This is a genomic window from Pedobacter sp. UC225_65, assembly GCF_042698365.1.
Classification (GTDB): domain Bacteria; phylum Bacteroidota; class Bacteroidia; order Sphingobacteriales; family Sphingobacteriaceae; genus Pedobacter.
In genome coordinates this window covers 1787034-1799350 of record NZ_CP170550.1, presented here as the reverse complement: position 1 = coordinate 1799350, position 12317 = coordinate 1787034, and the positions used below count along the sequence as shown (strand labels likewise).

Here is a 12317-nt window from a genome sequence, read left to right as displayed (position 1 = left end):
AGACTACGAGTAATTAGTGTATAAAAACTAAGAATTAATACAATTGAACGAACATCAATCGAGACTTTGGAACAGGATGCTTAAATCAATTAATGATTTTCGTGAAGGAAATCTTCATTATTTTGATTTGATTGGTGAATTAGAAGGAGCTTTACATGCTGGCGAGTTTAAAGACCAAGAGCTAATTGAGCAGTGGTATGAATATTGGGCTCCTTTAGAGATTTTAAATGCTACTAAAGGAGATAGCGTCACTATTGAAAATGCCGATAAATACTTGCTGGAAATGGAAGTTTTTTTAAAGGGTAAATTATGAAAAATTTTACTTTTAATCCTTTTAAACTGTATCTATTCTGGATAATCCTATGTTTAGTATTTGTATTAGTTATTCCATTTTTAAGTGCTAATGAACATTCTAGTGCACAGATTCCATTTGCATTAGGGACTTACGCTTTGATTAGTTTAGTTTGTGGAATTTTTGCTATAAGTATTTTGAACATGTTTCTTTTCAGAAACTGGGTTAGTAAATTTTGGTATATCAATTTTCCTATAACCATTCTTACGGGAGGTATTATCATATATTTTTTTATAAAAATGATTACTTTATAAAATGAATAATAATTCTGTTTTAAATCATTGATGGAGAGTTTCTAATTTCAGCAAATAAGGCCGGATTGATTTCTTTTGGTAAAGCAGTTTCTTGCATTAGCGCAAGATGCTGTTCCTACAAATTATCATTTACATCTTGATGAATATAATGCTCTTAAGGCTGGGTCAATAGAGTTGATAATTAAAAAAATAGATTCTTGGAAAACTCATTACTTTCTCTTTAGGCTTTCTACAATCCGATCTACCCATTCATGATCAGGATATTGACTAAGGTCTATATCGGGTTGTATGCCCTTTTGATCAATCGGATGTTGATCTTACCCAAAAAGATTTTGTAGTAGGCCTTAAATATCCATAGCCATTACAGGTCAGTTTTTCAGGTTCGTATAGTTCACTATAATCTAAAGTACCAGCAGTATGACGTCCATAAACCTTAACCTTTTTGCTTGATTTAACTAGGATTAAAAGATACTCTGTACTACTGGCGCAATTTTCGTTGGTAATGAAAATTACTGTTTCTGGATAGGTATATCTTTCCTTTAGTGCTATCCTTAGCGAATCCCTTTGAACAAATGCACCGGGGTTAGCCATCAGTTTAGGCAACATGTTTTGATAATGGCTTGAACCTTCTTTGGCAGACTGTTGGTATCGTTTGATCATTTGAGGTGTTGAATAGACGTAATCTCCCGGTAACACGATCGGTTGTTGGTAGGTAAACCTTGCTAAAGATCCAAAAGAGCTATTTCCACCTTGATTATTCCTAAGGTCAACAATTAAATGTTTGGTCTTGTTGGCATTGAGTGCGGGTAAGATTTGATGAACAATCAGTGAGTCAAATTTTGTCGCGTTCATGTTAAACTCTGGAATACCTATATAATAGATAGCTGAAGAAATAGCTTTGTGCCTAAACTTTTTGTTATAAGCATACTCAGAAAGTACCAATGGTTGATGTTGTTGTTTGGTATTTACTTTTTCCCAAATCCCATTTGGTTCTAACAACAAATTTTTTAACCGGCGACCACGAAGCAGATCGGTGGTTAAAGCTCCAGTATATTTCCTGATCCTGAATGTATTGCTATCACCATATAGATCAAAATAGATATTCCCTTTTTGAAGTGTGCTATCTTTAGTTTGGATAATATAGGCCCTATAAACAGGGGTTTTGTTAAGTGTTGCAGAAATTATTTTAACGGTAAGCGAATCACTAATCCTACGCCAAGTACCCATTAATTGATTTTGCTGCTGAACAGATTCTTTAGTGTTGGGGAGATTTAATTTAAGGATTTGTTGGGGTTTTGATTTCCAATCGGTAAAAATAAGGTGGTTATCCTTAAAAAAATGCAGATAACTTTCTATGATATAAAAACATTGAACTCTATCTGTTGTAGCGAGCGATTTGGTCAAAGCAGTTTGCTTTACTTTTGTATAATTGGACAAGTTTTCGCCTTTTGTCTTCAATTGATATCCAGGATAGTTGTTCTCTACGTCTAAAATCACCTCTTTTAATACGGATGCGCAATTGCAATCTTCTTTCTCTTGCGAAAAAGCGATGGGATGGATACCTATCCAGATCAATAAACTAACACATATTTTTATCTTGCTCATACTTATCAGGTTTATCACAAGACGAGTAGATGATGGAGATAGTTGCATAGGAATGGAGGCGAAGGAATATGTTAGTTTCGGGAAGCCCTAGATAGCATCTATGAATCTTATAAATTAATAAATGACAATCTTTAACCTATGCACTGCAAGATTAAAGATTAATTGAAAACCCTTCTTAATTCCTTAATGTTTAATCACACTCAAAGAATTATCAATGCAAAAAAAGCCACTTATCTTTAAGTGACTTTTCCATTCAGTTTGAAGCTTCTCTATCACTGTTTTAAATAATGCAGCCCCACACAGCCCGATTTAAAAATCTTTACATCAACCAGTTTTAATTTTATCTTTTCTTGGAGTGGAAGGCCTTCTAACAAGCGTTTTCCCTCGCCAGCAATAATCGGGTGTATCACAAAATAATATTCATCAACCAAGCCCAACGCCATCAATTGCGAACGTAGACTAACCCCGCCAATTGAAATCTTTTTGCCCGGCCCTTGTTTCAGTTTAAGTATTTCTTCTGCCAGATGGTCGCGAACAATACGGGTATTGCCATCAGCACTTTCCAATGTTTGAGAAAAAACAATTTTGTCGATAGCGGTGAGTTTTTCAGCAAATTCATTCTGCGCTTTTGTGCCCGATTGTGCTTTTGCAACATCAGGCCAATAAGGTACCATTAACTCGTAGGTTTTACGACCATAAACGATGAGGTCTATATCCTGCATTTGATAGGTAAAGTAATCATAGATTTCCTCATCAGGCGTAGCGTTGGTATGGTCGCAGTTGCCATCAATACTGATGTTCATCCCATAAATTACATTTCTCATATACAGGTTTTTAGGTAACTATCAAATTTAAGGTCTGGTGATTAGCATTGCAAGGTCAATGCGCGACAAAAAAAGAGGCATTTAAGCCAAAGCGAATTGGCAACCAACATTTTTAATTGAGCCCTATGATTTTCTTGATCCTGTTCAGGTTTTCTTCGCTATAACCATCAAACCGTTCTACAATTATTCCATTTTTGTCAATCAGAAAAGAAGTCGGCATGGCTTGCACATCGTACAGTGTTTTGATCTTTCCAGCCATGCCAGCCATATCCGAAACGTTATACCATTTGATCCCATCCTGTTTGGCTGCAAGTTCCCATTCCTTTCTATTCACATCTAAAGAAAAATTAACAATATGCAACGATTTGGATAACAGCTCATAATTCTTACTGATTTCTCTGTTTTCTATCCTGCAGGGGACGCAACCGAAACTTCCAAAAGCTAGATAAATGTATTTGTCCTTTAATGTTGAAAGTTGAAATGGTTCCCCATTGATACCAACAGCGCTAAAATCGAGGTATTTGTGTCCTTTTTTGGCCAAAATCTCTTTGGCATAGATACTTAAGGCTTTGGCCTTATCCGTTGCCTTCAATTGATGGGTTAAGCTGTTGAACAATAGCAGTACCGAATCTTTGGGTATTGCTTTTCGGTTTCTATAAACGATATCCAAACCCAGATAAGAGTTGATGTTTCTCTTGCCAAAGGCCACATAAACATTTTGATAGGCATCAATGGCTGCATTAAAAGTTTTGACCATCTGTTTGCGCTGTGTGGTATCTTGATAGAGTTTCTTGTTAAGGCTGTCGTAAAGTGGCGTATACACTTTTTCATAAGGGCGTAACAATCGGTCCAGTTCAGTCTGTAGGCTTTGTTCTTTTCCCCCGCTCGTAATGCTGTTTAATTTCATGTCCTTTAAAGGCGAGCTAAAGTTCATGCGCACGTTTTCTACCTGTATGGTGGTGTATTCTTCACCACACCTTAACCAACAAGTTGTAGGTTCATCTACATGGCCTGTTAACACAAACTTGCCATTGATGACCTGGGCCGAATCGATGGTCTTTGCCTTGTCGATGTCGTGAAGCTTAACAATTGTTCCATCTTTTGCGCCATTAAGCTGCCCATGAATGGTAAACTGGGCAATTTTTTGCTGCGCGAAAGTGCTCATGCTGTGCAAAAGTATAGCGCATAGCAGAGCCACCTTCCATGGTTTTTGGAAATTTTTCATGTTGATCTAATTAAGTTAGCGTTTGGTTATTTTGATTTTACAAATATGACACCTTTACTGGCCCGCTTGCCCCAGGTTTTGATGGCAGTCGAATCATTGTTGCTATGCACACCAATAATGGGTCGTTTGGCCAAGATAAATGTTAACTGTTTTTTATGTTGCAATGCCTTTCGAAGTTCTTTAGGCGAAAAGATTTCATTTTCGATCGCATAAATGCCTTCAAAAGATTTGCTTTTACTATTCGATTGGTTAGGTACAAGATTGATTTTAACCGTATCTGTTCTGGCATCGATGTAGATGCTAGAATCGGCTTTTTTTGCAACAAGTCTTTTGTCTACCTTTTTAATTTGAGTTAGTTCTGAGGGCAACTTTTCTAGCGAAAGGCTTGGGCCGATATTTTGTTTGGGTTGCGCATTTGCTATTTCTATGGGCTTGTACACCTTTCTCGGCTCACTTTTAAAGCCAACAAGCAAACTCAATAAAGCCAATATCGGTAAGAACAACAGGTAGCTGAGTAGTTGTATGGCTTTTGGTTTCTCTTTGTTCATCATGATCACTCTTTCCTTGATTTTTGATGAAAAGAAGGCATTTGCAGGCAGATTGGCCATGGGCTTTTGGCTATATAAAAGTAGGCTCAATTGATAACCTTTAACATCCACACCTGTGGCTAGGGTAGCTTGATCTGCAAGGAACTCTAGATTGAGTTTTACCTGTCGGTTAAAGATATACACCAACGGATTGATCCAGAGTAGGGCAGTAAGCAGTTCTGAAGCCAAAACATCAATTGTATGCAACTGTTGGGCATGTGCCTGTTCATGTATCCTAATTTCGCGGTTGCACTCCTGATCATCGTTTTGGATGGGTAGCATAATGAAGTTGAAAAAAGAAAATGGAGCACTGGTCGATTTCGGCTCACAATAAATGAAACCATCTACTTTTCTCCTCGTACTGTTGGCAATCAGTTTGCCGATTTTCCATAACCTCAACATAAAATTGAGTAACAATACTAAGATCACTAAGCTATATAAACTTGTGCCAATGAATAAATAATTGATAGGAGTGGAGTTGGATTTTGGAGCAGAGTTTACCTGTTCAAAATCGACTGTGCCATCAATAGGCATTACAGATTTTGATGCCTTATCTGCGAAAATTGGTTTTTGATGTTCAACAACCTTTGGTAAAAAATCTATTGTTGCTAAAGCTGGACTTAAGGGGAGCAAAAAACTGACAACAATGCTAAGCATTAGCAATAGCCTATTGGTTTTTAAAAACTTGTGTCGTCGTAAACCTAAATAGTAAAAAAGGAAAACCACCGAAAAAACGATGTTTACTTTAAAGAAATAGACGGCCAGATTTTCCATAGCTATTTATTTTTCTTTTCTATCAGCTCCATCATCTTTTTAGTTCTGCCACCGAAATTTCTTCTTGTTCTGCAAAAAAGGTAACCGCATTTTTGATCGAGTTACCAAATAAGCCTGCCAACAGTGGCTTTACAAAGGTATTGGTATATTCTTTCATCGAGATCGCAGCCGAGTAACGATGGGTAGAACCAAAATCTTCAATCTTTAAAAAACCTTTTTCAGCCAGCCTTCTCATCATGGTCGATACGGTACTGATGTGTGGTTTTGGGTCTGGAAGCGCTTCTCTAACCTCTTTGGCAAAAACATGCTTCTTATCCCAAGTGATTTGCATTAAGGCTTCCTCTTTTTCGCTAAGTCTACGTTTCATGATACAATGATATAATTAATTTTGTAATTATTCAACTACAATTGTAATTTAATGAAAATAATTTCATCAAGCACAGCAAAAGACGACTGAAAATAAGGGTAGAAATGCTATGAGTAGGCGATTTGAGTAATTTAAATTTGGAAATTTAATTTTCATTTGTAGCCTCAAACCCATATCGTATGGCCGCTTCAAGTACATCGATGTTGATGTCCTTTAGTTTTTTGAACCGGATGCAATATCCGGTTACATTGGCTTTCCCTAAATCTTTTCCAAATGTTTGGGCCAAGTAGGTCTTATCCTCGATGCCAAGGATATAGATAGAGATTCCAGTTGTGTTTGCACTCATCCCAATTTGAAAAAAGTCTCTGGTTTTTCCATCGGCATATTTGATCGTGTAAAAGCCATATCCAATCGTAGGGTTGCTGACCGTTTTATTTTCAGCGTTTTTACCCTCATCGAACCATAACCTACATGTCGGTAATACTTGAAGGATAAGCTGATGCAACTGCTGCATGTCACTCAGCTTAGGTTCAGGCTGGCTAGTGATGTATGCTTTGATCTGTTCTTGTATGTCCATATAAAATGGTAAATTATGGGTTAGCAGCTTTGTCTTTTCAAACCTCGTTTATCGCTATCTCCAAGTTAATATATTAATCTGTAAAAGAAATAAACTGTTGTAGCGAAAAGGATTAACTTGTCAAATGATCAAAATGCTAGGGAAATCTTCTTAATCCCTTAATGTTTAATCACATTCAAGGAATTATTTTTGCATAAAAAAAGCCATCATTTCTGATGGCTTTCTATTCGATTTTTAATTGTACTCGGAGCGGGAATCGAACCCGCACGCCTGTTGAGGGCACAGGATTTTAAGTCCTGCGTGTCTACCAGTTCCACCATCCGAGCTTAAAAGCATTTCTGCTTTTAAAATTAAATGCCTCCTGGTAGGAAGGCATTTAGAGCGAAAGACGAGATTCGAACTCGCGACCCCGACCTTGGCAAGGTCGTGCTCTACCAACTGAGCTACTTTCGCATTGTTAACATCATCCGATGTATTCCCTTTTCGGTGTGTTTTTTAAAGAACCTCTTTCCGTTTGGGTTTGCAAATATACACAGATTTATATTTCTGCCAAGAAAAATTTAATAAATAATTAAGGAATTAACTTAAGTTATTGGCTTTCAGCACAAGAAAAATTAAATCATTTTCAAAACCTTTACCCTGAAGGTAGCTAACCAGCTTATATTTTCTTTTTAGGGATCTTTCTCATTCAAAACCGCCGATTTTTTTTCGGCTGTTGCCAGTAGATTTGCCAAATACTGGTCGCCATCAATACTGTTCAATGCTTTTTGGATCAATTTTTCTGGAACTTTTTTAAGTTTTAGTCCTTGTTTGATTTTGATCTTGCCCCATTTCTTGATATTGCTCTTACCAGAAACATAGGCCATCGCAAATCTTTCCTCATTTAAAAAATTGGTGGTGATCAGTTCCGTGATCAGTTCTTCCACCTCATTGGGCTTTAAATTCCATTCGTAAAGTTTATCCCTAACCTCTTGTTGGGCACGTTCTTGATAGGCACACCAGCTCTCTGCCTTAACAAGTGCTGTTTTTTTATCTAAAATTAGAGGCGGTTTCGTGTTGAACATATTTAAATTTGATGGTCGGGTATCGATAATTTGTACGTGTTAGGCCATAAAAAACTTATGACTTACTACTTGGAACTTATAACGCACAACTTAAAACTTATTACCTACAAATGCTACTTATTGATAATTAATTGCTGAAATTCGTAAAAAATTAGCAGCTATCCTGTATTTTTCTTTCACAATGAACCAAGAAACCTATTCCATCGAGCATATTGCCCAAATCTTAAAAGCAAAAGCACTTTTGCCAAGTCCTGAAGCTATTATCAGAAAATTGTTGACAGATAGCAGAACGGTGATCGATCCAGAAGGCTCATTGTTCTTTGCGGTAAAAGCAAAAAGAGATGGACATCAATTTATCAAAGATGCCTATCAAAACGGCATCCGTAATTTTGTAGTTTCAGACCCAAGTTATGCCGAACAATATCCATCGGCTAATTTTATACTGGTTGATGAGGTGTTGCAGGCCCTACAAGCCTTGGCAACGTATAATCGCAAGGCAAATGAACTGAAAGTGATTGGCATTACTGGAAGTAACGGCAAAACCATTGTGAAAGAGTGGTTGTATCAGTTGTTGGCTGCAGACTTTAACATCATTAGAAGCCCAAAAAGCTTCAATTCGCAAATAGGAGTGCCCTTATCGGTTTGGCAGATCACTGCAGACCATACCTTGGGCATTTTTGAGGCAGGCATTTCTACCAAAGATGAAATGGAAACTTTGGCCGATATCATCTGTCCAACCATTGGTGTATTGACCAATATAGGCGAGGCCCATGCCGAAGGTTTTGAAAGCAAAAAGGAAAAACTCGAAGAGAAGCTCAAACTATTTAAGGATGTAGAACTTTTGGTGTATTCGCCAAACTATGTTACTGATATCGCCTTGGCAGACCTGCCCGGCAAACAAAAGTTTTCATGGAGTACCAGTGGTCCTGCAGATCTACAGGTTTCTTTTATAGAACCCATAGAGGGTAGGAACTACATCCGTGGGATTTACCAGAACAAAGAGATTGAATGTTTGATCCCTTTTAGCGATAAAGCTGCTGTAGAAAATGGATGATCTGCTGGGCAACCTTATTGGCCATGGGCTATACGCCCGAAGAGGCAGACCTCCGTTTAGAAAAACTGACGCAGGTAAGTATGCGTTTAGAACTGATTAATGGCATAGAGAACTGTTCTGTCATCGACGATTCGTACAGTGCAGATATCTCTTCTTTGGCCATTGCCCTAGATTTTCTGAACCTACAGAACCAACATCCAAAAAAGACGTTGATCTTATCAGATATCTACGAAACAGGTAAAGCCAACGAGGTATTGTATGCAGAAATTGCGGCCCTATTGGCGCAGAAGAACTTGAACCGTTTGATCGGTATTGGACCAAACATTTCGGCATTTGCTGAGCTGTTTGACCTAGAAAGCACATTTTACGAAAGCACGCAAGCATTTATAGAACAGTTACCTGCCATCCATTTTGCCAATGAAACCATTTTGGTAAAAGGCGCACGTAGGTTCGAGTTTGGACGGATCAGTAAACTGCTGACCCAGAAAATACACGATACCATTTTAGAGATCAACCTCAATGCCTTAGCCGCCAACCTACAGTTTTACAGGGCCAAATTAAAGCCAGGTGTTAAAACAATGGCCATGGTTAAAGCCTTTTCTTATGGCAGCGGAAGTTTCGAGATTGCCAACTTGTTGCAATACCATAAAGTAGATTACCTTGCGGTAGCTTATGCAGATGAAGGAATTGCCTTGCGCAAAGCCGGAATAAGTTTGCCGATCATGGTAATGAGCCCAGAACCATCGGCTTTTGAGGCCATGGTGAAACACCAGTTGGAACCAGAGATCTATAGTGTAAATGTGCTGAAGAGCTTTCTGAATTTCTTACCAGCTCACGAAACGGCTTATCCGATCCACCTAAAAATGGATACAGGGATGCACCGATTGGGTTTTGAAAGTGCAGACCTGCCAGAATTGCTGGCTGTTTTGGCAACAACCGACAAATTAAAGGTGATGTCTATTTTTACCCATTTAGTAGCTACCGATAGCCCTGAACACGATGGTTTTACGAACCAGCAATTGCAGGAGTTCTCCCATTTATATGATCAATTGACCGAACAATTGAAGTATATGCCAATCAAGCATGCTTTAAATACCTCTGGCATTACACGATGGCCAGATGCCCAAATGGATATGGTACGCATTGGTATTGGCCTGTATGGCTTTGATGGTGCCTTAAAAGAGAACAGAGGCCTACATACGGTAGCCGTGCTTAAAACAACGGTTACGCAGGTAAAGAACCTTAAAGCTGGCGAAACAGTTGGCTACAGCCGCAAAGGGGTATTGCCAGAAGGTGGCAAGATCGCTACAGTAAAAATTGGATATGCAGATGGTTACAGCCGCAGATTTGGTAATGGGGTAGGGGAAATGTTGGTCAATGGTCAATTGGTGCCTACGATTGGTTCTATTTGTATGGACATGTGCATGCTCAATGTGACTGGCCTAAACGTGAAAACGGGCGATGAAGTAATTGTGTTTAATGGACAATACACCATTGTAGATTTGGCAGCACAGATTGATACCATTCCCTACGAAATCCTAACCAACGTATCACAAAGGGTAAAACGGATTATTTTTACGAATAAACAGGTTGAAGTGAAATCGCTCCATTTGTAAACTACAAACCGAGAACTGTAAATTTTTGTCTAATTTTGCAGCATGAATAGGATAGGAAGAGCGATATTAAATTACCTGATCAAAGGATTGTTGATCGTAGTGCCAATTGCCCTAAGTATTTTTATTGTGGTATGGGCAGTAACCACTGTTGACAGTTGGTTAAACATCAATAACATTTTAGGAGTTGATCCTTTTACCGGAGCCAACCGTAACATTCCGGGCTTGGGCTTGGGACTGGTAATTGCCATCATTTTGGTAGCGGGATCATCGTCACCAACTTTGTAACCGAACCAATGTACAATTGGTTCCAGCGTACCATGAACAAGTTGCCCTTGCTCAATTTCATATTTTCTTCAATCAAAGATCTTAACCGAGGCTTTTGTAGGCGATGAAAAGAAATTCAACAACCCTGTTTTGGTAGAAGTTGAAGGAAACCTTAAAAGAATCGGTTTTTTAACACAGAACGACCTCTCTAAAATAGACCTGCCTGGAGATGTGATTGTTTATTTTCCTTTTTCTTATTCCTTTGCCGGTCAGGTTTATGTGGTGGGCAAAGACAAGATCAAGCCATTGAATATGAGCGCTGCCGATGCCATGAAATTAGTGGTAAGTGGTGGGGTAAGCCATTTTTAAAAGCCATTGCCACAAACAATGGTTACGAATAGGATGAAGAAGATCAGATAGATGATCTTATTAAAGTATTCTCTGATATATAAGCCTATTAAAAGCATGATCTCATCATCTGTATTGGCACTGATCGTTCCAGAAGAAAGGTCAGAATCATAGTTGACATGTTTTGCTTTCAGATCGGTAATTGCCCATTTCGAATGCCAGTTGTTGGTAAAAGCCCAATGGTAAACCTCTCCAGAAGTTAGGGAAACAATAGCTTTACTTTGCCACGGCTGGTAATTGATCATGGCGATCAGGTTGTTTTTATCGTCGAACAATTGGATGCTCGAATTCATGAAGCCATTGCTTTTAAAGAAGTAGGTGCTTTGTTGACTGATGGCCCTTGCTTCATTTCTCCAAGTATCGAAAAATAAGGTATGCTTGATTTCGCCACCTTCAAAAAGTTGGTAACTGCTTTCAAAAATACCTTTTGTCCAATTTAAACGACGTTCCATGGCTTTGCTTATTGATTAACATATAGACTGCCCTACAATCGTTTCGTTACAGCCTGAATGTCATTTTAAATCAACAAAAACCAATAAAAACTATTTTAGAACCAACATTTGAAATCTTGATGCAAAAAAAATAGCTAACGTTCAGCTAGCTATCTTGATATTTGAATTAAGGTCTAAAACCAGATTAAAAGTTGGGTTTCAGTACATATTTGTCATAGAACCTAAAGATGTGTTCTGCAGCATCTTCGGCCGTATCTACTAATCTAAACAGGTTAAGATCTTCGGCATGGATGTTATGCTCTTTCTCTAACATGGTCGATTTGATCCAATCTACCAAGCCGCCCCAATAAGATTTACCCACCAGTACAATAGGGAAGCGGGCAATTTTACCTGTTTGGATCAAGGTAATCGCCTCAAACAGCTCGTCCATTGTGCCCATTCCGCCAGGCAATACCACAAAACCTTGAGAGTATTTCATAAACATTACCTTTCTGATAAAGAAATAATCAAACTCCAACAATTTATTGTGGTCGATATATTTATTGTGGAACTGCTCAAAAGGCAGGTCGATATTTAAACCTACAGATTTACCACCATTCATGTGCGCACCCTTGTTACCGGCTTCCATAATGCCCGGGCCACCGCCTGTAATTACACCATAGCCGCGTTCTGTTAACAAACGACCACATTCTACAGCAATCTCGTAATAGGGGTTGGTTTCTGCCGTACGGGCAAGTCCAAAAATACTTACACAGGGACCAATTTTGGCCAATTTCTCAAACCCATCCACAAATTCTGCCATGATCTTAAAAATCTGCCAGCTATCGGTAACTTTAATTTCTTGCCAATCTTTATTCGCAAAAGCGCTTCTTATCTTTTCTTCACTTGTCATGT

The 12317-nt window shown here is 38.4% G+C and carries 16 protein-coding genes and 2 tRNA genes; 6 read left to right on the top strand and 12 right to left on the bottom strand.

The genetic code is table 11. The features are described from left to right. The first annotated feature begins 43 nt into the window (after positions 1 to 43). A complete protein-coding gene (locus tag ACFJIZ_RS09445) occupies positions 44 to 313 on the top strand; it encodes a hypothetical protein (protein ID WP_379092762.1) in 270 nt (89 codons plus the stop codon). Positions 314 to 906: 593 nt separating this feature from the next. On the opposite strand, the gene ACFJIZ_RS09440 is transcribed toward ACFJIZ_RS09445, so the two are convergent. The 10 genes from ACFJIZ_RS09440 to ACFJIZ_RS09395 all read right to left on the bottom strand — a co-directional run bounded on the left by ACFJIZ_RS09440 (position 907) and on the right by ACFJIZ_RS09395 (position 7629). Then, positions 907 to 2211, bottom strand: a complete 1305-nt coding sequence (locus ACFJIZ_RS09440) for a S41 family peptidase (RefSeq protein WP_379092759.1) — start codon at positions 2209 to 2211, stop codon at positions 907 to 909. A 272-nt stretch (positions 2212 to 2483) separates the two neighbouring features. Further along, on the bottom strand, positions 2484 to 3035 hold the full coding sequence (locus tag ACFJIZ_RS09435) for a dihydrofolate reductase family protein (protein ID WP_379092756.1): 552 nt from the start codon (positions 3033 to 3035) through the stop codon (positions 2484 to 2486). A gap of 112 nt (positions 3036 to 3147) precedes the next feature. Further along, a complete protein-coding gene (locus ACFJIZ_RS09430) occupies positions 3148 to 4260 on the bottom strand; it encodes a DUF4369 domain-containing protein (protein ID WP_379092753.1) in 1113 nt (370 codons plus the stop codon). 26 nt (positions 4261 to 4286) lie between these two features. Further along, on the bottom strand, positions 4287 to 5621 hold the full coding sequence (locus ACFJIZ_RS09425; RefSeq protein ID WP_379092750.1) for a M56 family metallopeptidase: 1335 nt from the start codon (positions 5619 to 5621) through the stop codon (positions 4287 to 4289). 31 nt (positions 5622 to 5652) lie between these two features. Beyond that, positions 5653 to 5988, bottom strand: coding sequence for a BlaI/MecI/CopY family transcriptional regulator (locus ACFJIZ_RS09420; protein WP_379092747.1), 336 nt, complete (start codon positions 5986 to 5988; stop codon positions 5653 to 5655). A 145-nt stretch (positions 5989 to 6133) separates the two neighbouring features. Next, positions 6134 to 6565 (bottom strand): DUF1801 domain-containing protein, encoded by a 432-nt coding sequence (locus ACFJIZ_RS09415; protein ID WP_379092745.1) that lies wholly within the window; start codon positions 6563 to 6565, stop codon positions 6134 to 6136. A 241-nt stretch (positions 6566 to 6806) separates the two neighbouring features. Beyond that, positions 6807 to 6891 (bottom strand) — tRNA-Leu (locus ACFJIZ_RS09410). Positions 6892 to 6945: 54 nt separating this feature from the next. Then, positions 6946 to 7018 (bottom strand) — tRNA-Gly (locus tag ACFJIZ_RS09405). Between the two features lie 126 nt (positions 7019 to 7144). Further along, positions 7145 to 7222 (bottom strand): hypothetical protein, encoded by a 78-nt coding sequence (locus ACFJIZ_RS09400; protein WP_379093978.1) that lies wholly within the window; start codon positions 7220 to 7222, stop codon positions 7145 to 7147. Between the two features lie 14 nt (positions 7223 to 7236). Further along, complete coding sequence (locus tag ACFJIZ_RS09395) at positions 7237 to 7629, bottom strand: regulatory protein RecX (protein ID WP_379092742.1); 393 nt, start codon at positions 7627 to 7629, stop codon at positions 7237 to 7239. 181 nt (positions 7630 to 7810) lie between these two features. Between ACFJIZ_RS09395 and ACFJIZ_RS09390 the strand changes: the two genes are divergently transcribed. Genes ACFJIZ_RS09390 through ACFJIZ_RS09370 form a run of 5 tightly spaced genes read left to right on the top strand, consistent with a single transcriptional unit; the run spans position 7811 to position 10932 of the window. Continuing rightward, positions 7811 to 8683 carry a Mur ligase family protein gene (locus tag ACFJIZ_RS09390; protein WP_379092739.1) on the top strand — a complete coding sequence of 291 codons (873 nt, stop codon included), beginning with the start codon at positions 7811 to 7813 and terminating at the stop codon, positions 8681 to 8683. Next, positions 8680 to 10299 carry an alanine racemase gene (gene alr / locus ACFJIZ_RS09385; RefSeq protein WP_379092736.1) on the top strand — a complete coding sequence of 540 codons (1620 nt, stop codon included), beginning with the start codon at positions 8680 to 8682 and terminating at the stop codon, positions 10297 to 10299. Before ACFJIZ_RS09390 ends, alr begins: the two co-directional genes overlap by 4 nt. A gap of 42 nt (positions 10300 to 10341) precedes the next feature. Further along, positions 10342 to 10584: a hypothetical protein gene (locus tag ACFJIZ_RS09380; RefSeq protein ID WP_379092733.1), complete on the top strand. Its 243-nt coding sequence runs from the start codon at positions 10342 to 10344 to the stop codon at positions 10582 to 10584. Between the two features lie 8 nt (positions 10585 to 10592). Then, a complete protein-coding gene (locus ACFJIZ_RS09375; RefSeq protein WP_379092730.1) occupies positions 10593 to 10691 on the top strand; it encodes a hypothetical protein in 99 nt (32 codons plus the stop codon). Beyond that, positions 10663 to 10932 carry a DUF502 domain-containing protein gene (locus tag ACFJIZ_RS09370; protein ID WP_379093975.1) on the top strand — a complete coding sequence of 90 codons (270 nt, stop codon included), beginning with the start codon at positions 10663 to 10665 and terminating at the stop codon, positions 10930 to 10932. The genes ACFJIZ_RS09375 and ACFJIZ_RS09370 overlap by 29 nt, the downstream gene beginning before the upstream one ends. Here ACFJIZ_RS09370 and ACFJIZ_RS09365 read toward each other — a convergent pair. Together ACFJIZ_RS09365 and ACFJIZ_RS09360 are read right to left on the bottom strand one after the other, a co-directional pair. Further along, complete coding sequence (locus tag ACFJIZ_RS09365) at positions 10929 to 11423, bottom strand: hypothetical protein (protein WP_379092727.1); 495 nt, start codon at positions 11421 to 11423, stop codon at positions 10929 to 10931. The two genes, ACFJIZ_RS09370 and ACFJIZ_RS09365, sit on opposite strands and share 4 nt — an antisense overlap. Before the next feature lie 184 nt (positions 11424 to 11607). Beyond that, positions 11608 to 12315, bottom strand: coding sequence for a TIGR00730 family Rossman fold protein (locus ACFJIZ_RS09360; RefSeq protein ID WP_379092724.1), 708 nt, complete (start codon positions 12313 to 12315; stop codon positions 11608 to 11610). Positions 12316 to 12317 lie beyond the last annotated feature (2 nt).